The sequence below is a fragment of the Arthrobacter sp. CAN_A212 genome (assembly GCF_015752345.1).
GTDB lineage: Bacteria > Actinomycetota > Actinomycetes > Actinomycetales > Micrococcaceae > Arthrobacter_D.
The window spans coordinates 54,903-74,736 of record NZ_JADOUT010000018.1; the positions used below are offsets into that span (position 1 = coordinate 54,903).

General features: G+C 59.5%; 18 protein-coding genes and 1 pseudogene. 11 read left to right on the forward strand and 8 right to left on the reverse strand.

All coding sequences use genetic code 11. The features are described 5' to 3' along the window. Positions 1-238 precede the first annotated feature (238 nt). From IWX64_RS13235 to IWX64_RS13245, 3 genes are all read left to right on the forward strand, one after another. Positions 239-1,636 carry a ParB/RepB/Spo0J family partition protein gene (locus IWX64_RS13235; protein ID WP_196867595.1) on the forward strand — a complete coding sequence of 466 codons (1,398 nt, stop codon included), beginning with the start codon at positions 239-241 and terminating at the stop codon, positions 1,634-1,636. Between the two features lie 443 nt (positions 1,637-2,079). Further along, positions 2,080-3,081, forward strand: coding sequence for a DUF3560 domain-containing protein (locus IWX64_RS13240; RefSeq protein ID WP_196867596.1), 1,002 nt, complete (start codon positions 2,080-2,082; stop codon positions 3,079-3,081). Positions 3,082-3,540: 459 nt separating this feature from the next. Beyond that, a complete protein-coding gene (locus tag IWX64_RS13245; RefSeq protein ID WP_196867597.1) occupies positions 3,541-4,578 on the forward strand; it encodes a DUF4192 domain-containing protein in 1,038 nt (345 codons plus the stop codon). A 218-nt stretch (positions 4,579-4,796) separates the two neighbouring features. Here IWX64_RS13245 and IWX64_RS13250 read toward each other — a convergent pair. Next, positions 4,797-5,682: pseudogene (locus IWX64_RS13250) on the reverse strand (IS5 family transposase). A gap of 107 nt (positions 5,683-5,789) precedes the next feature. Between IWX64_RS13250 and IWX64_RS13255 the strand changes: the two are divergent. The 3 genes from IWX64_RS13255 (at position 5,790) to IWX64_RS13265 (ending at position 7,563) form a co-directional block, all read left to right on the forward strand. Further along, positions 5,790-5,945 (forward strand): hypothetical protein, encoded by a 156-nt coding sequence (locus tag IWX64_RS13255; protein WP_196867598.1) that lies wholly within the window; start codon positions 5,790-5,792, stop codon positions 5,943-5,945. Between the two features lie 200 nt (positions 5,946-6,145). Beyond that, a complete protein-coding gene (locus IWX64_RS13260; RefSeq protein ID WP_196867599.1) occupies positions 6,146-6,769 on the forward strand; it encodes a DNA-binding protein in 624 nt (207 codons plus the stop codon). Between the two features lie 335 nt (positions 6,770-7,104). Further along, positions 7,105-7,563 carry a hypothetical protein gene (locus tag IWX64_RS13265; RefSeq protein WP_196867600.1) on the forward strand — a complete coding sequence of 153 codons (459 nt, stop codon included), beginning with the start codon at positions 7,105-7,107 and terminating at the stop codon, positions 7,561-7,563. A gap of 15 nt (positions 7,564-7,578) precedes the next feature. Here the strand turns inward: IWX64_RS13265 and IWX64_RS13270 are convergent, their stop codons facing one another. Both IWX64_RS13270 and IWX64_RS13275 read right to left on the reverse strand, forming a co-directional pair. Beyond that, positions 7,579-8,169 carry a DUF1349 domain-containing protein gene (locus IWX64_RS13270; RefSeq protein ID WP_196867601.1) on the reverse strand — a complete coding sequence of 197 codons (591 nt, stop codon included), beginning with the start codon at positions 8,167-8,169 and terminating at the stop codon, positions 7,579-7,581. Beyond that, the gene (locus tag IWX64_RS13275) at positions 8,093-9,424 is read right to left on the reverse strand and encodes an MFS transporter (protein ID WP_196867602.1); all 1,332 of its coding nucleotides are present in this window, start codon (positions 9,422-9,424) and stop codon (positions 8,093-8,095) included. Before IWX64_RS13275 ends, IWX64_RS13270 begins: the two co-directional genes overlap by 77 nt. Before the next feature lie 31 nt (positions 9,425-9,455). On the opposite strand from IWX64_RS13275, the gene IWX64_RS13280 reads away from it, so the two are divergent. Continuing rightward, positions 9,456-10,502 carry a LacI family DNA-binding transcriptional regulator gene (locus tag IWX64_RS13280; RefSeq protein ID WP_196867603.1) on the forward strand — a complete coding sequence of 349 codons (1,047 nt, stop codon included), beginning with the start codon at positions 9,456-9,458 and terminating at the stop codon, positions 10,500-10,502. 117 nt (positions 10,503-10,619) lie between these two features. Here IWX64_RS13280 and IWX64_RS13285 read toward each other — a convergent pair whose 3' ends face one another. The 5 genes from IWX64_RS13285 to IWX64_RS13305 all read right to left on the reverse strand — a co-directional run bounded on the left by IWX64_RS13285 (position 10,620) and on the right by IWX64_RS13305 (position 15,746). Further along, a complete protein-coding gene (locus IWX64_RS13285) occupies positions 10,620-11,471 on the reverse strand; it encodes a class I SAM-dependent methyltransferase (protein ID WP_196867604.1) in 852 nt (283 codons plus the stop codon). A 55-nt stretch (positions 11,472-11,526) separates the two neighbouring features. Beyond that, positions 11,527-12,006, reverse strand: a complete 480-nt coding sequence (locus IWX64_RS13290; protein WP_196867605.1) for an HIT family protein — start codon at positions 12,004-12,006, stop codon at positions 11,527-11,529. Between the two features lie 980 nt (positions 12,007-12,986). After that, positions 12,987-13,439, reverse strand: a complete 453-nt coding sequence (locus IWX64_RS17325) for a helicase associated domain-containing protein (protein WP_442859060.1) — start codon at positions 13,437-13,439, stop codon at positions 12,987-12,989. A 234-nt stretch (positions 13,440-13,673) separates the two neighbouring features. Further along, positions 13,674-14,549: an endonuclease/exonuclease/phosphatase family protein gene (locus IWX64_RS13300; RefSeq protein ID WP_334683302.1), complete on the reverse strand. Its 876-nt coding sequence runs from the start codon at positions 14,547-14,549 to the stop codon at positions 13,674-13,676. A 150-nt stretch (positions 14,550-14,699) separates the two neighbouring features. Beyond that, positions 14,700-15,746: a PDDEXK nuclease domain-containing protein gene (locus IWX64_RS13305; RefSeq protein WP_196867608.1), complete on the reverse strand. Its 1,047-nt coding sequence runs from the start codon at positions 15,744-15,746 to the stop codon at positions 14,700-14,702. A gap of 499 nt (positions 15,747-16,245) precedes the next feature. Between IWX64_RS13305 and IWX64_RS13310 the strand changes: the two genes are divergently transcribed. The 4 genes from IWX64_RS13310 (at position 16,246) to IWX64_RS17330 (ending at position 19,794) form a co-directional block, all read left to right on the forward strand. Next, on the forward strand, positions 16,246-16,971 hold the full coding sequence (locus tag IWX64_RS13310; protein WP_196867609.1) for a 2OG-Fe dioxygenase family protein: 726 nt from the start codon (positions 16,246-16,248) through the stop codon (positions 16,969-16,971). A 9-nt stretch (positions 16,972-16,980) separates the two neighbouring features. Next, positions 16,981-18,204, forward strand: a complete 1,224-nt coding sequence (locus IWX64_RS13315) for an argininosuccinate synthase-related protein (protein ID WP_196842264.1) — start codon at positions 16,981-16,983, stop codon at positions 18,202-18,204. Beyond that, positions 18,185-19,150 carry a DMT family transporter gene (locus tag IWX64_RS13320; RefSeq protein ID WP_196867610.1) on the forward strand — a complete coding sequence of 322 codons (966 nt, stop codon included), beginning with the start codon at positions 18,185-18,187 and terminating at the stop codon, positions 19,148-19,150. Before IWX64_RS13315 ends, IWX64_RS13320 begins: the two co-directional genes overlap by 20 nt. A gap of 356 nt (positions 19,151-19,506) precedes the next feature. Beyond that, positions 19,507-19,794: a LysR substrate-binding domain-containing protein gene (locus IWX64_RS17330; RefSeq protein WP_442859061.1), complete on the forward strand. Its 288-nt coding sequence runs from the start codon at positions 19,507-19,509 to the stop codon at positions 19,792-19,794. The last annotated feature ends 40 nt before the right edge of the window (positions 19,795-19,834 follow it).

Here is a 19,834-nt window from a genome sequence, read left to right on the forward strand (position 1 = left end):
CCACAGCGTCAACCGGCTGGCGCCGGCTACAGGCACATCAATCCTGTCCGGCGCTCCTACGTCGCTTATTTCCTTCCAGGATGGATCCACCCTTGCACCTACGGCGTTGAGCACTGCTCCGTCAGGAACAGCTACGCGATGCTCCGCCAGCAGGCAAAAACCAATGGGGAGAGGAACCCACACTGCTGGTCACCACCGGTTCCCCGCCCACACCCTGCGAACTAGGAGCACCACTACTATGTCTGTTCTCGAAATGATTGATCCCACTACCTTGACCATTGATGCCAACGTTCGCGCTGATGTGCAGCTCGACAAAGCATTCCTGGCCTCCATCAAAGAACACGGAGTAATCCAGCCAGTCGTCGCCCACCGCACCGAAAGCGGGGGAGTGCACGTCCTGTACGGACAGAGGCGCACCCTCGCCGCCGTAGAAGCGAAGCTCGACCTCATGCCCGTCTACGTAGTCGAAAGCCTCACAGAAGCCGACAGATTAGCTAAGCAGGTCGTGGAAAACGACCAGCGCCAAGGACTCACCGACAACGACCGCGCCGAAGCGTTCCACCAGCTTTCCCTACTCGGAGTCTCAGCTACCCAGATCGCGAAAAAGACCGGCGCGAAAAAGACCACCGTGGACGCGGCACTGAAAGTCCGGGCCGACGACACCGCCAGCGCAGCACTCGCCCAAGGCATGACACTGGACAAGGCCGCAGTTATCGAAGAATTCAGCGGCGACGCAGAAGCAATCACCAAACTCGAAACCACCGCCGCGCACAACCCGCAGAGCTTTGACCACACCGCCCAACGGCTCCGCGACGACCGCACCCGCGCCGCGCTCATGGCCGAAGCAGCGGCCACCGCCACCACTCAGGGACTCAAAATAGTTGCCGAGGATCTGAACTACTACGACTACAAAGGTCCCATGGCGAATATCCGCGACCTGCGCACCATCGACGGTGAACCACTCACCGACGACGACGCGGACGCCGCGCACATAGGAATCAGCTACAACGGCGAAGTACGGATAACCCTCATCAACACCGACTGGAAAGCAGCAGGATTCACCAAACCCGGCGCCACCCGGACAGGGCCAATGACCGAGGACGAGAAAGCAGAACGCCGCCGCGTGATCGAAAACAATAAAGCATGGGACGCCGCCGAAACGGTCCGCGTGGACTTCCTCAAAACCCTACTCAAGCCCAAGACGGCCCCGAAGAACGCCCTACGCTTTATCGCCCAGTCAATGGGAGCGCACTCCTACACCGTTGCTGACGGCCTCTCCAAGCACACCGGATTCGCCGCCGAACTACTCGGAGGCAAAGACGGTTACGGCGAGCTGGCGAAGATCACCGCCAAGCCCACCGGACGCCACGAAACCAACACCCTCGCCGTCGTCCTCGCAGGATTCGAGAAGAGCCTCACCCGCCAGTCATGGCGCAACCCGAGCGGCACCGCTAAGCACTACCTGACCCAGCTCACCACATGGGGCTACACCCTCAGCGACGTTGAAACCATCATCACCAACCACGGAAGCGCGGAAACCAGCCCAGTGGAGGAGCCGGGGGAAACGCTCGCACAGGTGCAAGCCGAAGAGGAAGAACTCACCGCCGAGGAAGCCGACCACGCCGACGAAGCCTAAACCGGGGAAGTAGTGCCCCCGCCGAAAACCGGCGGGGGTACTGCCCGGCCCGGACGGAGCCGGCCCAGGCGAACAAGGCCCAGGTACTCGCTAGCTCGCACCAGGAACAAGCGGCCCTTCGCTGCGCTGCGGGCTGTGCTGCCGCCGGCTCCTACGTCGCCACCGGCAGGATCTTTCTCTTTTTGCTGCTGTCCTTCGGATCATACGTACCTGCTCCACCAGCTCAACGGCTACGCCGCTGCGCGATCGAGCCAAGGTGTCCGGCGCTCCCAAGGTCGCTTATTTCCTCCCACCTTGGCCCGCTCTCTTGCCCTACGGGTTGACCAGGTTCCGACAGGCACAGCTCCGCAAGCTTCGCCAGCAGGCAAAAACAACGGGGGAAGGGCCAACTGCTGGATCACCACCACCGGACCCCTCACCACTGCGAAAAGGAGCACACCGTTATGACCACCGACACCAGCACCGCAACGCTGACCATCACCCACACCCACGAAGCCGGAACCCTGATCGAGGGAACGGCCAAGGGCGATGGAACCGCGCCCATCTTAAAGGTCAACGGCTGGCGCTGGGGCCGCAGCATCGCCGCGTGGTTTGTGCCCGTGTCCCGGGACCGTCAGCCCAAAATGCACGTCATCAACCCCACCACAGCAGCACTGACCGAGGCAGGGTTCAGCGTCAAAACCGACGTTGACCGCACCAGCCGCAGCACCGCCGAAGTAGAAGCGGGAAAGATTGAGCGGCAGCAGGACCGCGCCGACGCCCTGGCCGCGAAGGCCGACCGGAAACAAGACGCCGAAACAGCGGCCTACGACTCAGCGCGGGCAGCGCTGCGCCGACTGCCCGAAGGTGGGGAGCCCATCAAGGTAGGCCACCACTCAGAGAACCGGCACCGCCGCGCCATTGCCACCGCAGACCGGGCCATGGGCAAATCAGTCCAAGCCACCGAGGAAGCCAAGGCAACCGCCGAACGCGCCGCTACAGCAGCACAAACCACTGACCGCCGCTACAGCCCCGCCGCCGTGGCATCACGGATCAAAACCCTAGAAACCGGAATCCGCGCCACGAAACGCAAAATCGACGGCAGCTCCCACACATTCGCCGGGGGATACGTCGAAACGACGAAACCGGCCACCGGAGACTACCGGGCGCACCTTGAAGGCATGTTGGCCGATGAGCTTGACCAGCTCACCTACTGGCAGGGCATCAGGGAAACCCAGATAGCCGAAGGCAAGGCCACCAACTACACCCGCGAACAGATCAACAAAGGCGATTACGTCCGCATTGGTGGGAGCTGGCACGAAGTAGCCCGAGCCAACCAGAAAACCGTTTCACTCATCACCGGGTACAGCTGGACCCAAAAGGCCGACTACGCCCAGATCAGGGACCACCACACCAGCGAAGAAGCAGCAACCGCAGCGGAAACGCCAACCGAGGCAGTGAGCTAATCACCCGGCCCAGTGCCCCCGCCCACCACAGCGCGGGGGTGCTGCCTGTCCCGGACGGAGCCGGCCCAGGCGAACAAGAGCCCCAGGTACTCGCTAGCTCGCACCAGGAACAAGCGGACCTTCGCTGCGCTGCGGCCTGTACTGCCGCCGGCTCCTAGACGTCGCCGCCGGCAGGATCTTTCTCTTTTTGCTGCTGTCCTTCGGATCATACGTACCTGCTCCACCAGCTCAACGGCTACGCCGCTACGCGATCAACCCACCGTGTCCGGCGCTCCTACGTCGCTTATTTCCTCCCACCTTGCCCCGCTCTCTTGCCCTACGGGTTGACCAGGTTCCGACAGACACAGCTACGCCATGCTTCGCCAGCAGGCAAAAACAACGGGGGAAGGGCCAACTACTGGACCACCACTTTTAGAAGCCCCACCACCGACCCCCGCCACTGCGAAAAGGAGCACCACCATGAACAACTCACCCATCGCCGTCACGTCCCCGGCTGACATTCTGGCCTACGTCCCGCACACCCTCGGATTCGCCCCGCGTGAATCCTTCGTGCTGATGACCATGCACGGCAAGCAGCTCGGCGTGACGCTGCGCATCGACGCGCACCAAGAAGGCAACCCGGAAGCGATCGCCGCGTCAGTCATTGGCTACCTCGCCAACGATCAAGACGCTGACGGCTCCCTGTTCATCCTCTACACCAACCAGCCCACCACCGACGGTGTAAAACCATTCACCACCCACGCCCAAGCCCTCGATACGGCGCTACACGCCGCGGGCATGAATATCCGTGATAGCTGGCTCGTCACCGATGAGCACTGGATGACCTACTTTTGCGACGACGAGGACTGCTGCACCACGCACCCGCTGGCAGAAATCGCCGACAGCGCCCTGAATGCCCGACTGATCTTTGACGGCTCCAACGCGCAAAGGGACACCGTGACGGACCCAGTATTTACCGGCGGACACGCGGAAACCGTTCTGAACCGGATCGCGGAAACCGTGACCGGCTGGGCAGAGATCGACCCCACCGACTGGACAACTCCCGTGATGACCGAAAACCGGGCCCTCTGGCAGGACACCACCGGAACCACCCCGACCGAGGAAACCGCGGTGCAGCTCGTCGCAGCACTCCACGCCCCGAACGTCCGGGACCGGATCATGGCGGACACCATCAACACCAGCAACGACCCCCACGAAACGACTCTGACCCTGATCGGCCGATTCGTTGGCCGACCCGATTGGAGCCGAGTCGATGCCGTGCAACAGCTCGCCACCGACCTACTCCCGTTCACCCCGAACGAAGCCCGAGCACCACTATTTACCCTGCTCGGCTGGATCAATTGGTACAAGGGCAAGGGATCAATCGCCCACCTGTACCTGACCAAAGCCCAAGAAGCCGACCCCGGCAGCCGACTCGCAGCGCTGCTGCTGAAATTCACCGGCACCGGCGTCATCGCTGAATGCACCAAGAGCCAAAAAACGGCCTACCAGCACTAACAATTACGGCAGGGCCGGGAACCACGACAGGTTCCCGGCCCCGCTCTACGCACTTCCACGATCACCGGCCAGGATGCGCGGCGGCGACCTCCCCCGCTTCGCTCCTCCGGTCGCCGCACCTACACACCGTCTGCTCCCACCCGGGATCCAGCCGTGCCACCAGTCCACCGGCGCCCCAAAACAACCCAACGCAGGACAAGCCAACGCAGGACAAGCCACTAGGGCGTGTCTCCTAATTCTTTGAGCCAAATAGTGATGGCTCGGAGTACGACTCCTCCGCGGTAGGTGAGGGCGAGTTTGTCGTACCGGGTGGCCAGACCGCGCCATTGTTTGAAGGTGTTGAAGGAACGTTCAACGACGTTGCGCCGTTTGTAGGCTTCCCTGTCGAGACCGACGGGTCTTCCACCACTGCGGCCGCGGCGTTTACGGTTCGCTTGCTGGTCGGAGCGTTCCGGGATCCCGCGGGAACGCAGGAGGTTCCGGTTAGCTTTGGAAGAATACGCCTTATCTCCCAACGCCCGGTCCGGCCTGGTCCGAGCCCTGCCTTTGCCTATCCGCGGGACGTGCAACGCATCGAGCAAGAGCGGAAACATTGGTGAGTCCCCGCCCTGGCCCGGTCCGATGAGCATCACCAACGGCCGCATTTTCCCGTCGCAGAGATGATGGATTTTCGTCGTCAACCCGCCACGGGAGCGGCCGATCGCGTGGTCAGGAGGCTCCTCGCGCAGTTTCATGTAATTCGACAGGTCCCCCTGTGGTGCGCGGAAGGTTGGTTGGGTGTTGGTGAGCCCGGTTCACTGTCGAGTCCACGGAAACCTCCCAATCGATCATCCCTGCCGCGTCAGCTTCTGCCAGCAACTGGGTGTGGATCCTGTCCCAGGTGCCATCGCTGCTGAACCGGCGGTGGCGTTTCCACACCGTCTTCCACGACCCGAAACACTCCGGCAGATCCCGCCACGGGATTCCTGCCCGGAACCGATAAACGATGCCCTCAACGACCAGCCTGTGATTGTTGAAGGGGCGGCCCGGGCTTCCGTCCGAGCTTGGCATCAACGGCTCAATCCGAGCCCACTGAGCATCCGACAAAACAGCAGTACGTGACATACCACCAGCATCCCAAAGACCTCACCGAACAATAAGGAGACACGCCCTAGAGGACAGGCCGATACAGTGAAACAACTATCAGCGATCCAGAGAACAGGGGACACACCATGCCCGGCACCGATCTCATCCAGCCAGCACACACCCTGACCTACGCGCCAGATACCACCGCAGAGCGAGCCCTGGCCGAGAACATGCCCCTGCAGCTGAACGGCTCACGTCCAGATTTCATCTGGACCGACGCCAAGCATCAGCCCAACAGCTAAACCCTCGACCCTCGGGCCCTATGGGCCGGCATTGGGGGCTAAGTTATCCCCGCCAAGAGGGGATCCGCTGTGCCGCACTGAACCGGATCCCCGGTGAATCCGGGTCCTCCTGGCACAACCAAAGCGGCAGAGATAGCAAACGTAGAGGAATAGTAGTAGGATTACTACTATTCCTACTACTTCGAGAGTGGTCCGCTGTGATGAGTGAGCAAGTTAGCCCGACGGGGTCTGCCAGGGACAGGGTGTATGCCGCCGCCGAGAAAATCAGTGCTGAGCGTAACCCCACGGTGTCTAGTGTCCGGGAAGCCGCGGGAGTCTCTAACGCCGACGCCACCAGGTATTTGAAGGCGTGGAGGGAAGAGAGCGCTGTTGCCGGCTCACGGATCGTCGCTACACCGCAACCGCTACTGGAGCAGGCGGCGCGGTTGGTCGGATCGGTGTGGGCTGATGCTGTGGCGTTGGCTGCCGAGCAGCATGCAGCCCTCGAAGCCCGCTGGGTGAAAGAGGGCCACGACAAAGATACTGAGCTGGCCGAGCTCGTGGCAGACCTCGATCGGATCACCAACGAAAAGAATGCTCAGGCCGCGGCGTTGAACGCGGAACTCGCAGCCGCCGTGAGGCGGGTGGAGGACGCGGAGGAACGTGCCCATCAAGCGGAAACCGCCGCTGAGCGTTCCCGCTCCGACGCTGGCACGCTCGCTACTGACTTGGCAGCCGCTCGCGCCCGGGCCGACACGCTGCAACAAAGCCATGACGCACTCCTCCAGCGCATCACACCACAAACGGCGAGGCAGATGCCTCGCGAGGAGAAACCGCTAGGCTAAAACCAGATTTCCTTTCGCAGGGAAAACCAGAAGGAACAACGGGGCCGGTAACTGTGTGGTGCAGAAGTCGGCCCCACCAACTTTAAGCGACCCGCCTGGGTTCAGTACTTACGGAGGATGAACCAGTGAGCGCAGCCGAACCCGGACCGTAATAGTTGCAGCCACACAGCTGATCAGTTGAAGTTATGCTTCGCTTATGCCGGATACCGTAGAAGGGCTGACTATGACACGTTCAAGTGGCCCCACGGTGACGGCCCGATCTGGACCCACCTAGCGACTCGCGGGGCTTCTTGTGACGGTTCGAGGCCTTTTTACACGGCGGGCTGCGGGCCAGCATGGCAACCGCCGAAGAGTATGGATTCCTCAACACAGTCGAAGGCCTGGACGAAGAGTCGGTTGAGGCGCTGCCTAGCGTACTCAGACAGTTCCCGACCCAACACCACCCAACTCTTATCGCAACCACGCCATCACAAAGCCTCGTTGACCTACTGCTGAGGGACGGATATGCCCCGGCGTCTACCAGGCCGATTGCCTACCTGCGCCCGAGAACGAGCACACGGTCGGACGGCATCGTGGCTGATGAGTGGCAAATCATTGAGGTCTCCACTCAAAAGGATGCGAAACTCTTCCTGGCGCTTCTTGACGACGGATACGCCGTGTCAAGGGAGGTCGGGGCTAGCAAGACATTGCTGGCTTCCAGCTTCGGCCGTTTCATGCGTGAACGTTGGGCCAGGATCACCTTATCCACATCACTGCACCATGTTTCGTCGGGTACGGTTCGTTTCTTCCATTGACCAATTATTTTTGCGTCAGTGTTCCTGGTGAGGGTGTAAGTCGATGCGCTGTGCTGGGGTGATGTTGAAATTTGTGAAGCGGGTGTGGAGTCCTCCGCGTTTTGGGGAGCACACCATCACTCCGACCTGGCAGGAGTCTTCGAGCGGTAGGTATCCAAGGCGTAGCATGCGCCACTGACCGATCATCCCGTGGGGTTGGAGGTACTGGGTCTGAAGAACATTGCTTTGGCGGGTTACTTGCATCGTTATCTCGTCCGGGGTTCTCGGCAGCGACATTACGGACCAGTCCGATGCGCCGTGGGTGATTACGGTGCTGAGGTGGAGTGCTTCATCGGTGTATTCGACACCGGTTTTCAGCCAGGTTCGCTTGTTGGCTCGGACCATGAGTCCGGCTTGGTCATAGAGCGTCGTGAAGTCGCCGGTGAACGTTACCGTAGCCGTGAAGTCGCCTGCCACCTCACGGTGGAGGAAGTGTCCTGTGTCGTGGCTGAAGCCGTAGAAAGTCTCCTGCCAGAAATCTGTGTCGTGATCAGAGGTCACGGTCAGTGAGTCTGTGGTGTTTGTCCATTGGGCTGGTTCGTTCAGCCAGATCATGTTCTCGAGCATCGTCATCCTTTTTCGGGTGGTGGGCGGCATTCACGACGGGCGGTGTGGGGTCGATGAGCTTCCGCCGGAATCGCAAAAGGATCGGTGTGAGGACGAGTAGGACCGCGCACAGGGCTGCTATGGCGGCCATCGCTGCGCGCAGTCCTGCAGCTTCGGACCACAGGCCCACGTAGACGGGACCCAGGAGGAATCCAAGGTAGGAGATCGTGGTGAGGAGGGAGGTTGCCTGTCCGCGGGTGGCGTCTTCGGTGGAGCGGGAGACGATGCCCAGCAACGTCGGGTAGAGGACCGCCGTGCCGGCGGCGGCTACTGCCAATCCGATCACGGCAACAATAACGTTTGGTGCGGCCGCGAGTATCGTCGCCCCGACACTGGCCGCGGCGGCTCCGAGGACCAGTGTTCTTGTTGCGTGGGCTGGTTGTAGTTCTCCGGTGCTGAAGCGGGTAATGGCGACGACGGCAGCGAACGCTGCAGGGGCGGTGGAACCCAGGGCCGCACCGGTGCTCAGTTCGTCTTCGAAGAACACGGCTGCCCAGCTCTGATGGGCGTTTTCGCCGGCGAAGGCCAGCGCTCCAAGAATTCCTATCAGCAAGATCGCTGCGACAGGAACACCCGAAGCGGGATCGGTGCGGACATGACGCAGGTCGTCCTTTTGCGCACTGGTGCGTCGTGGGGCGCTAGGCATTTCAGCGGGAAGGGCGGAGAGCAGATATCCGCTGGCGATCGTTGACGTGGCGACGACCAGGACGAAGGAGAAGGTGGTGCCGGCGCCCAGCGCAGTAGACAGGCCTGTAACCAGGCTGGAGACCACGACGAAGGCGGAGAACATGCCATGGGAGCGGGTGATCACTGGTGTGGCAGCAAGCTTTTCCGCGGACCCTGCTGCCGAGTTGATCGCCACGTCGGCAGCCCCGCTGGTTGCGCCGACCAGGAGCAACCCGAAGCACAGGCTGACGAATCCCGTTGTCGTCAGGGCCACGATCAGTCCGGAGGCCCCCAAAAGAATAAGTGTGACGGCCGCAGTGATCCGCACTCCGAAGCGATCAATGATCCTGCCGGTCAGGAGCATCGCCGGCAGGGCTCCAGCTCCGATAAACAACAGTGCTGTGCCGAGCTGCCCGTCCGAGATGTCGGCTTGGGATCTGATTCTGGGAATACTCGCGCCCCAGGTCCCCCAGAAAACACCGAATGCGGCAAAGGACGAATAGGACGCCCACGCCAACCTACGAGGGGACTGCGATGAGAAATAAACCATGTGTGTAACGATACACAAGTAAGCTGGTCCTATGTCACCTGCAGCACCAGAATCGAAAATCACCCTGAGCGAGGTAGCCCGTGAGGCCGGAGTTTCGGTGATGACCGCCTCCTACACCTACAGCACGCCCTCCCGAGTCTCGGCAGGGTCCCGGGAAAAAGTTCTTCTGGCCGCCGAGGCACTCGGGTATCCAGGGCCCGATCCGAGCGCCCGGTCGCTGCGCAAGGGAACCAGCGGCGCTCTCGGGGTCGTGCTGGGCGAGACCCTGCCTTACGCCTTTGATGACCCCCAGGCGACGCGCTTCCTCGCCGGGATCGCCGATGTCTGCGCGGAGCACGGGCTGGCGATGACCATTCTCCCGACCAACGGATCTGCTGACGATGATCAGCGCATCCGCGCAGCAGCGGTAGATGCCTTCGTTGTGTGGACCACGACCGACGATGACCCGGTGCTGGAGGCCCTTGCCCTTACCGGACGGCCGGCCATCATCCACGCCGGGCCCAAAAAGAAGGCATTCGGTCTGGTCGGCATCGACGATCGCGCCGCTGCAGGAGCGGTCGCAGCATTGGGTCTTCAACGGACCAAACGCCCCGCCATCATCAGCTTCCCCTTTACCAAGGCAAGATCCGAGATGATCAGCATGGGTCCTGACCCGGCGACCGCGACGTTCCCCGTCACACGGAACCGGCTCCTGGGATACCAGGACGCACTCACCGCCGCAGGATTCCGATGGGAGAACATCGAAGTAGCCTCTTGCCCCATCAACAGCTTCAGTGAAGGAGCACGGGCCGCCAGCCGATTCCTGGCTCGTCCAAATCCTCCAGACACCATTCTCGCGATGAGTGATGAATTAGCCCTGGGAACGCTAGAGGCCGCCTCGAAAGCCGGCATCTACGTTCCAGAAAACCTCGCCGTAACGGGCTGGGACGCATCCGATGCCGCGTCAAACAAACAGTTGACCACAGTGCAACAGAACCTCCGCGAACAAGGCGCCGCATGCGCCCTAGCCGCCATCACCGGCACTTCGACGCCTGCACCACACCCATGGCAGCTCATCACCGGAAAAACAACACGATAAACACCGGAGCTCGTCGTGCGGCGACTCGCATCCAGCAGTGTCCGTTAGAGATGGATTCCGTGACGCCGCCGAGTGAAACATGACGGCGGATCGCAACAATAAACGGCGGCGTTCTTCTTACCCGGCTGCCTTACGAGCAATGATTGTGTAGGTACAGGGGACCAGCTCACGCTCCGACTCTGGCCAAGAAAAACCGTCCGAGGATCTCACCATTCGGGGTGAAAACTTCCACGGGATCGATTTGTTCTCATCAACGCGCAGGATCTGTAATCCTGCGCCGATCAGCGAGTTGATGATTTCGGACAATGGGTGAGCCCACTGATACGAACGCGAGTTAGCGACCTTGCCTTCTCCTGCATAGGTAGATTCTTGATCCCACACTTGTGCGTCATGATGAGCAAAATACGGGTACCTAAGCTGCAGCCCATCAGCGTGTTCATCGACAGAGTAGAGGGACGGGTGCCCATCTCGAATGTAGAACGTTCCCCCCGCCCGCAGAAGGCCCTCGACCTGGCTGGCCCAACGATCAAGATCTGGTAGCCAATTAATCGTTCCGATGCTGGTGTAGACCAAATCAAAATGACCTTCGACAGCAGCACGCGCCTCCAGAACGTCAGTCTCAACCCACGTCGCCTCAAGACCCAACCGCTCACCTAGAGTAGCCGCAGAGGTCAAAGCACCTGAGGAGAAATCAACTCCGGTAACCTGAGCGCCTGCCCTGACTAGGGACAGCGTGTCAGTTCCAATGTGACACTGGAGATGACAGACATCTAAGCCGCTGACAGTGCCGTGTGGAAGAAAGGGTGCAAGCGCAGCAAGATCCGTCCGAATCACTTCGGTTAGATGGCTTGGATCGTCCAGCTCACTAACTGCATACGCTTCCTCGTGCAGAGGAACACGATCCTCCCAGTTTTTCCGGTTAACCTCTCGGGCGGAGTTCCAGTCGATCTCAATTTGGCTATCACTCATGCCGCCAAGTGTATGCAGCAAACCCCGACCGCCGACGTTCCGCAGGGTCGGCCCGTCAGTGGGCGGATCGCGCTTTGTAGCCGCTCGTACCTCTCAGATCAGTGGTTAGAGCATTCAGATCGTCGACGTATCCAACCGGCTCAAGCGTGCCCGCCTCATTACCCCAGGGACGTACCAGGTCGCCCCCCTGATATCGAGGGATTAGGTGTACATGTAGGGGAAATACGTCCTGCCACGCTGCGGCGCCGTTGCTCTGAATCAGAGTTAGGCCTTCAGGATTCAGCCGTTGCCTGAGCAGGTTGGCGACGCGCCAGACGCCTCTCATCGTGGCCGAGAATTGCTCCTCGTTCATATCGAAGGCGGTGGCCGCGTGAATACGTGGCACCACCAAGGTGTGCCCTCGGGTAGCCGGATCGATATCGAGAAAGGCCACAACATCGTCGCTGGAGAAGAAGATTTGATCCTTGGAATCGAGACTAACAATGCCGCAAAACAGGCAATCGTCCTGAGCGGATTCTAGAGCCTCTGGTGTCATACCCCATGTGTACACGACTAGAACGCGAGTTAACAACGCACGTCCAGCTGCGTTCGGTAACGATGGATATAGAGACACTGGCAGGTGAGACACGACGTGTGGATGTGATGGCTAGGTGGCGGTGTTTTATTAGTGGTGATCGGCGGCTAGGGTGCAATCAGGGACCGCGCGGCGAAAGCTTTAGGCGGGAAGGCATTGTGATGCAGGAGACGCCGAGACGCATGCTTCGGTCCTTCGTCAGGCCCATGATCGAGTCAGCGCTTTTGGGCGTGATCGCCGGCATGATGGGTCAAGTCCTCCTGCCCGAAGGCACCATGCTGAGCTCGGGTGTCGTGCCAGGGTTGATGGTGGGGATTGTTGGCGGTATTGTCGTCGCCTTCGTGCGCCTGAGGACTGACACCAGGAGTAACCCGTCCGCAGGGGGTAGACGTCGAGTATTGGGTTGGACCACTGCGTCGGCGGCCACCGCATTCTGGGTAATGACTTTGTGGACTTCGAACCCCCAGATCGCATGGTCGGGGCGAGTCCTTCTTGGCAGCGGCGTGGCAATTGGTTATGGGTTTTTGACTTACCGAGCCCTCACCCCGAAGCGTCAGTAGCCTGCACCGTCGCACCTCACACGCGGGGGAGACGGCGTCTCGGTTCCGCATGTCGAAAACAATGAGGTACACGGATAAGCAAGAAGCGAAGTGGAGTAAATTCGGCCTCGCCCGATAACGGTGATTGCCGTAGTACCTGTGCCGGACACGACACGCTGACGGTGTTTGTCTCGTTATTCGTGCCCGTTCGGGGTGGTGGCCTACCTACGTTTGTGCAGCTATCGCCAGCTGGTAGCCCATCCCGGGAGCTGCTCATTCAGCCGTGCGCACCGGTTTGGGTCCAAGGCGCCGCGGCGGTGGAGTCCACGTTGAGTGACTAACCAAGTGGCTAAAGTGTTTTCGTGCCGGTCGGTACCTCTATGAAACCGGGGTGGGCGTCCCTCATCGGCGATTATGGTCGCCACTTCGATCAACCGTTGGTTCCACAGGTTGGTTTCGGCTGTTGGCCGTGGGGGGGCCGATCCAGTCTCCGAGTGCTGCGTCGAGCAGTTTTCGTCGGGCGGGGTCTATAGCTCCGTTCCGGATTTGTTTGCGTTGGCCTGCGACCCATACGGCGAGGCGCTGCTCAACAGGATCTTTGGAGAGGATGCGTGGCCGCTGCTGGTGCTGCTGGTAGAAGTCCTTGAGCTCATCGAGGTGGGTGTCCCAGGCAGGCCTGCGTGTACGGCGCAGTTCACCAGCAGTTGGGGGAGCGGGGCGATCAATAAGTATCAGGCGTTTACCGGCCAGATCCGGGTGGTTCCTTTCGAATTCTCGGAGGACTCTGCGGACCCGTTCCGTTGGCACCCGGCATAATCTAGCTATTCGTTCGGGTGGTAATCCCCGCAAATACATGAGCTTCCACTCTGCCGTGGAAATGCACGGGCCCCAGTCGTCGGGGTCCTCCACCTTGGTGCCGGCGGGAAAGGTCACGGCCACACACTATGGCTTTCAGAGTGGCTTGCGGAAGGCCTAATCTGCACCATGGGTGCGGTGCTTGTTGGCAGCTCACAGCTCATGCTGCACCCGGGGACCTGTGAAGGCCCCGGGCTTGTTGACATAGCCAGCTTGTGGAACGGGGGGCCCTCGTTAGGGGTCAGTAAGTCGGAATTCGGTCCAGAGGGGGTAGTGGTCGGAGATCCGCCAGGACACCTCGTTCTTGGTATGCCCGGTGAGGACGTGGGGGAGGAAGTCGACGTGCCCTGCCCTCCCGGTGTAGGTGAGGGTTTGGAGCAAGGTGGTGCCGTCTGGCTCTGAGAACCAGGCGATTTGATCATAGAAGTTGGTGCTGTTGTCATCATCGAAGATGGTGCGCGGCACGTCATTGAGTTCTGTTGGTGGCCACAGCCCGGTGGAGACGAATGCCTCATAGAGGGGGTCACCGAGGCGGTCAAGGTTGAAGTCTCCCAGGACGAGGAGGTTTTCGTTGAAGTCATCGGGGCGGTTCGCCCAACCGCGCATCCATTGAGCGAACGCTGTGATCTCGGGCAGTCGGGCGGCGGACCTGGTGCCCCAGAGGACGTGCACGGTGGTGAGTACGAACCCTGCGGTTCCGCGGGTGAATCCGGCGGCATAGGGGGTGCGAACAAACTGGGCCACCGGTCCGTCCGTTCCCGGGGGAAGAACAATCTCTCCAACGAGGCCGGAGGGTTGAACGCGGGTGGTGTCGAAAAGATAGGTGAGGCGTTCACCATTACCTGCCGGGCCCTCGGTGACGTCGGAAGTGATGAACCGCCACCCAGGGCCGAGAAGACCCATCAAGTGGTGCAGCGCGGTCGTGTTCCTGCGTACTTCCTGGAGGGCAAGGACGTCGAAACGCGAGCCTATGCCGGCAATACAAGCCAAGGCGTGGAAGTCCCGTTTAGGGGAATCCGCCGGCCCGGATGCCCACTTCTCGGTCAGGTCACCGAACGCGCGCAGATTCCACGTCGCAATCAGAAGATTCGAGTAATCCTTAGTTGGCACGGTCGAATCCAGCGCCACCCGTAGACGTGCCAAGTCTTCGGTGACAACTGCTGGTGGGGCGACCGGGGGAGCCATGGTTCATCGAAGCACATCCCAAAGTTCCAAGGAATGCCCCCGAGATGACAGAGACTCGGGTTTCTTGGGAAGAGTTTATTGGGTGGGATCGATTGGTGGCTCAACCTGGTCAAAGGCAGCGGAGAGTTCCTCAGCGCCGGGAAGAGCGTCTTTTTCTGCTGCCGGGAGGGATTCGTAGGTGTAGGTAGACACCGCCATCGGTGAATCCGCACGACCGAGGGCGTACCGGACGGTGTGCTCATTTTTGCTGCCGCAGATCAGGATCCCGACCGTTTCGCGGTGTGCGGGGAGTTTGAGCTGGTCATCGACCAGGGCGACGTAGAAGTTCAGTTTCCCGGCGTACTCGGGCTGGAACTTCCCGGTCTTGAGTTCGATCACAAAGTATCTGAGTTGCTCGACGTGGAAGAACAGGAGGTCGATGTAGAAGTCGTCTCCGCCGACGTCGAAATGCACTTGCCGGCCAACGAACGCGAAACCGGGACCAAGTTCGCGCAGCGTGTCGACGATCCGCTCTGTTAGTGCCGCCTCGAGGTCGCGTTCGGCGACTTCGCCGGATAGCCCAAGGAACTCGAAGGCATACGGGTCTTTAGCGACTTGCTGCGCCAGTTCGGAATCGGGTGAGGTGAGGCTCCGGGTGAAGTTCGACGGTGCGGCCCCGGTGCGTTCCATGGATTTGTTCATGATCATGTTCAGCAGCACGTTCCGTGACCAGCCGTACTCCACTGCTGCCGCGGCGTACCAAGCCTGCGATTCCGGGGATAGGGACTTGTCGATGATCGTTCGGATGTGGCCCCACGGCAATTGCGCCACAGGTTGTGGCGCAATTGAACCTGCACCCCATTCTCGGGCAAACGTCGTCATGTACTGCAGGTTCCGCGGAGAGAAACCTTTCATATCGGGGAATTCCTTTTGGAGGTCCCCGGCGAGGCGACTGATGACTCTGGTTCCCCAACCCTGCTGATCCTGTCTGATCAAGATTTCCCGGCCAATCGACCAATACAGCTGAATTAGCTCAGTGTTGACGGTGCGCTGCGCTTGGATCCTGGCATCACGGACGTGGCCCTTGAGCATATTGAGTGTCTGGCCATAGCCATCGGGAAGAACAACGTCGGCAGATGTCATGGACTCATTCTCCCGAGAACAGCCACTTTGCCGCGAATCGGCGGCCTTGGGTGCCATTCGTTGACATAGCAGGATGTTGTCAGCGTTAAGGCGATCACTTCCGCCGAGCAGGGGCACTATATTAAGAAAACTCCTATGATTGGAATCAGATTACTCTTTGTTGCTTCGACTCAAACTTAGCCGGATGTGACTGCAGTCACGTTTTAATAGCGGGCGGGGATGCGATCTGGATTAGATTGTGCAAGGTGCGAACTATCCCCTAATAAATGAGAAACTTCAAGTAATTATCAGAAAATATTCCTATTTCCCGGTGCTCTATTCCATCTTGGACGTTTGAGTGGTATTGGGATTTTGTAGAGGGGCTCCGAGAGAAGTTCTTTGTACTTTTTGGTGGGTGAATCTCCGCGGGTAGTGTCCTGATTGTCTACAGAGCTGCGAAGGCGCGGCTCGGCTACCGGCAAATGGAGCCTCGGGTAGGCCATGTTGATATGGGGATATCATGAGCGCTGCTCACACTGCCACTGCGGTCGAAAAACTTGAGTCCGACGGGTTTCTTCACGACTTCTTTTCTAGTTCGGAAGGTGACCCTCAGCGGAGTATCCAAGGGTGGGAAGAGTTCGCCGGTACCTGGTCCGATCTGCGCCCGGATACCTATATGGCGGACGGCGGCAAATACCGCCTCCGCCGGTATTCAGAGTTTTCAATGACTGCTGCTTCCGGCGAATTCGAACTCCTGCCGCATGTTCCATATTCGCAGGACAAAAGCGTCAACCACCTCAACGGTGGTATCAGCCGGTCGTACAAACCATTCTCGGACGAAGCGGTTGCCAGCCCCGTTCTTGCGGGAATCTTCGAAAAATGTGGGGTTTATCTAGAATCGGTTCGTCCAGGAGAATCCTGGCGGGCGCAATGCTTTCAGAACCGTATCCTGACTTCTGTTGGCGAAGTTGGGCAGCCCGCGCCTGAAGGAATACACCGTGACGGTGTGGATTACGTGCTTACCTTCTTTGTTGATCGGGTTGGTGCAGAGGGCGGCGAAAGCAGCGTGTATCTCGCATCCAACAGAAGCAAGGTCGACGAAGTTCAGTTGAGCCAGCCCGGGGAGTATCTCTTTGTCGATGATCACAAGCTTTTGCATGACGTCACAGGTCTGACCCTCGCGGACAACAGTGATCAGGGGCATCGGGATGTCCTGATTGCTATGTTCTCGGTAATCTCCGACTAGCGCTGTTCGGTGACTCAACTAATCCGTTCGTTCGCGCAGCTCGAGAACGCCAGCATTGATCCTTCCCTGCCCATTGTCACGTTGTTTAGTGGTGGGTTGGACAGCACCTACTTGTTATATCGTCTGCAGCAACTTGGTGCACGCAACGTCCACGCTGTCTCAATAGACGTTGGTGATATTGAATCCCATACAGGCAAATCGGCGATTGCCGAGGCTTTGGGAGCATCGTTCCACTCGATTGATGCTCGGCAGCAGTTTGTGGATCATCACGTTGCGCCTGCTATCAGGGCACACGCTGTGTACCTCAACACCCACCCCATCAGCTCATCCCTGTCAAGGCCGCTCATAGCTCGGATAGCGCTTGAAATCGCTGCAGAGAAGGGCGCCTCCCTTGTCCTGCACACCGCCAACCGATCGCAGAATTCGCTGAGGCGTCTCAACGGCGCCCTAAAGGACAGTGGTTTCACTGGCAGCTATGGGAGTCCCTACGATCTCGATCCGATCAACCGGGCCACGAAAATCCATCACCTGGCCGCTGCCGGACTCAGCAAAATGTCTGAGCGAGTGGTCAGCGGTGATTCAAACCTGTGGTGTAGGGAGTATGAATCCGGGTTCCTTGACGATCCGGAAAACCATGCAATGGAACAAGACCTCTATCTGTGGACGAAGGAACAAGACGAGGCTCCGCGTGGTGAAGAGCTTTCCATTAGTTTTGAAGACGGACTTCCCGTTCGCATCAACGGCGAACGACTGCCCCTGCTGACGATCATCGAAGACCTCAACGAACGCGTCGGAAAATTCGGTTATGGCCGCTACAGCGGGCTAGAGCATCTCGATCAAGGTGAAAAGGTGCTCGAAGTCCGAGAAATGCCCGCGGCATGGATCATCCTGCGAACTTTGCGGCACTTAGAAACGGCCTGCTTGGATCAGCGTCTGATCCGTCAGAAGATCGACATTGAACAGACCTGGGTCACCGAAGCCGTAGAGGGGCGGTGGTTCGGGCGCCTACGAGAGGCGGCCCAGGCATTCATTGATCACGCTTCAATGCGGGTCAACGGGACCGTGACGTGGAAACTGAGCCAACAATCAGCAGATACGGTAAGAATCATTGCTGCCGAGCCCTTATACCTGCGGGACAGGGACACCTGGGAAGAGGAATCTGTCATCACCGAGAAACTCGCATACGCTGCATCACCGCTTGACACTCCGCGTCGTGAGCCAGCCGTTGTCTGAAACCATGCAGTCGCCTGCTCGCAGCAAGCAGGGTCGAAGCCTAACCGTGGATTTGCTTCTGATGCTTGTCGCGATCGCATGGGGCTCCACCTATTGGGTGGCAAAGGAACTTGTTGAGGGCGGATCAGTACTTGCAGTTCTCGCAGTTCGAATGCCTATGACCGCGCTAATTCTCGGAGCGATCGTTCTCATAGCGCGAAAGAGAATTGGGCGGCGCGACCTGTCTGTCGGCGTGATCCTTGGCTTGATCCTTTCCACTGTGTTCTTCTTTGAAACTTTCGGAATCGCGGAAACCAGCGCCACGAACGCCGGGCTCATCATCAGTCTTACCATCGTGATAACGCCAGTACTCGAAACCATCGTCGGGAAGAGGAGGCTGCATCGGCTGTTCTACGCTGCGGCTCTCCTCGCCGTTGCTGGCGTCTACTTCCTCGCGACCGAGGGCGTCCCCACGGCTTTCGGACTCGGGGACGGACTTATCTTGGTTGCAGCCGTAGTGCGTGCCATTCACGTGGTCAGTATGCACAGGCTTTCCTCTGGCAAGGACGTTGACTCTCTTTCACTCACCTTGGTTCAAATGAGCACGTGTGGGATCGTTTTTCTCGCCCTTGCTACGTTTACCGGCGATGCGGTTGGACCATACATCAGATCCATGGATAGCGCCACGATCCTCCAAATGCTTTACCTCGTTATCGCGTGCACCGTCTTTCCGTTCTTTATCCAAATGTGGGCGGTACGGAAAACTTCACCCACTCGGGTGAGCCTCCTACTTGGAACGGAACCTGTCTGGGCAGCCGTGATCGGCATAACCTTCGCTGGTGATGTACTCGGGCCAATTGGAATAGGCGGAGTGCTCCTAGTCCTTTTCGGCACTCTTTGGGGGCAAAGACTCGAAACTAAAACAGAAGAACCTCGCGACTCGGACACAGTCAAAACCAGCACCTAGCCCAAGACCATCCTGCAGTTGTAGATGCCGGCTACTGAACATCTCGCTGGGCCCAGCTGACGTATTAGACCGTTATCGGCGTTTTCGGGTGCGCAGGGCAACCTCGCGTAGTCTTTCCTGTACCTTTTCGACGTTCCCACGGGACTGCCGCCACCCTGCTAGCTCACATAAACGGAAAGTACGGTGGAAAGAGAGCCGTACGAGAGTCCACGGCTCACCGTGCCGGTGTCCTGGAAGTTTCCCCCAATTTTCTAGGGCATCGGCATCATCACGTTAGGGCCAGCGCCAGCCGGTGGGATACGGAGTCTCTCCGATTTGAGGGAGGCACCCTGGGCGATGGAGCCCCCGGCACGCGGATTCACAGATGGACTGTGGGCCGATGCCGCGAAGCAGGGTTCGAGCCGCGTGTGCTGGCGGAAACGCCAGACCCATTGCTGAATCTGCAGTTAGTGCGCAACGGTCATGCTGTAGCGGCTGTTCCTGCTCTTCTTGGTGGACCCCACTTCGCAGGAGTCGTGGCGCTCGATCTTCCCGAACTGCCGTGTAAGACGCTGTACACCGAGGTGAGGGCCGGCCGCGAACGACACCCGGGACTGCCCACGGTTTGGTTGACTCGTGGGGTTGATAGTTTCTTAGGCGGCTAGCGCCATGTTGTTGATTGTCTCAAACTCGATCGGGGTTAGT

What these genes read in the sequence shown, in the direction of transcription:
- IWX64_RS13305 (WP_196867608.1), bottom strand. Translation starts at nt 15,746, where the DNA reads ATGACATCTGCCGACGTTGTTCTTCCCGATGGCTATGGCCAGACACTC.
- IWX64_RS13245 (WP_196867597.1), top strand. Translation starts at nt 3,541, where the DNA reads ATGAACAACTCACCCATCGCCGTCACGTCCCCGGCTGACATTCTGGCC.
- IWX64_RS13310 (WP_196867609.1), top strand. Translation starts at nt 16,246, where the DNA reads ATGAGCGCTGCTCACACTGCCACTGCGGTCGAAAAACTTGAGTCCGAC.
- IWX64_RS13260 (WP_196867599.1), top strand. Translation starts at nt 6,146, where the DNA reads ATGAGTGAGCAAGTTAGCCCGACGGGGTCTGCCAGGGACAGGGTGTAT.
- IWX64_RS13290 (WP_196867605.1), bottom strand. Translation starts at nt 12,006, where the DNA reads ATGACACCAGAGGCTCTAGAATCCGCTCAGGACGATTGCCTGTTTTGC.
- IWX64_RS13270 (WP_196867601.1), bottom strand. Translation starts at nt 8,169, where the DNA reads ATGCTCGAGAACATGATCTGGCTGAACGAACCAGCCCAATGGACAAAC.
- IWX64_RS13240 (WP_196867596.1), top strand. Translation starts at nt 2,080, where the DNA reads ATGACCACCGACACCAGCACCGCAACGCTGACCATCACCCACACCCAC.
- IWX64_RS17325 (WP_442859060.1), bottom strand. Translation starts at nt 13,439, where the DNA reads ATGTATTTGCGGGGATTACCACCCGAACGAATAGCTAGATTATGCCGG.
- IWX64_RS13285 (WP_196867604.1), bottom strand. Translation starts at nt 11,471, where the DNA reads ATGAGTGATAGCCAAATTGAGATCGACTGGAACTCCGCCCGAGAGGTT.
- IWX64_RS13280 (WP_196867603.1), top strand. Translation starts at nt 9,456, where the DNA reads ATGTCACCTGCAGCACCAGAATCGAAAATCACCCTGAGCGAGGTAGCC.
- IWX64_RS13265 (WP_196867600.1), top strand. Translation starts at nt 7,105, where the DNA reads ATGGCAACCGCCGAAGAGTATGGATTCCTCAACACAGTCGAAGGCCTG.
- IWX64_RS13235 (WP_196867595.1), top strand. Translation starts at nt 239, where the DNA reads ATGTCTGTTCTCGAAATGATTGATCCCACTACCTTGACCATTGATGCC.
- IWX64_RS13255 (WP_196867598.1), top strand. Translation starts at nt 5,790, where the DNA reads ATGCCCGGCACCGATCTCATCCAGCCAGCACACACCCTGACCTACGCG.
- IWX64_RS13275 (WP_196867602.1), bottom strand. Translation starts at nt 9,424, where the DNA reads ATGGTTTATTTCTCATCGCAGTCCCCTCGTAGGTTGGCGTGGGCGTCC.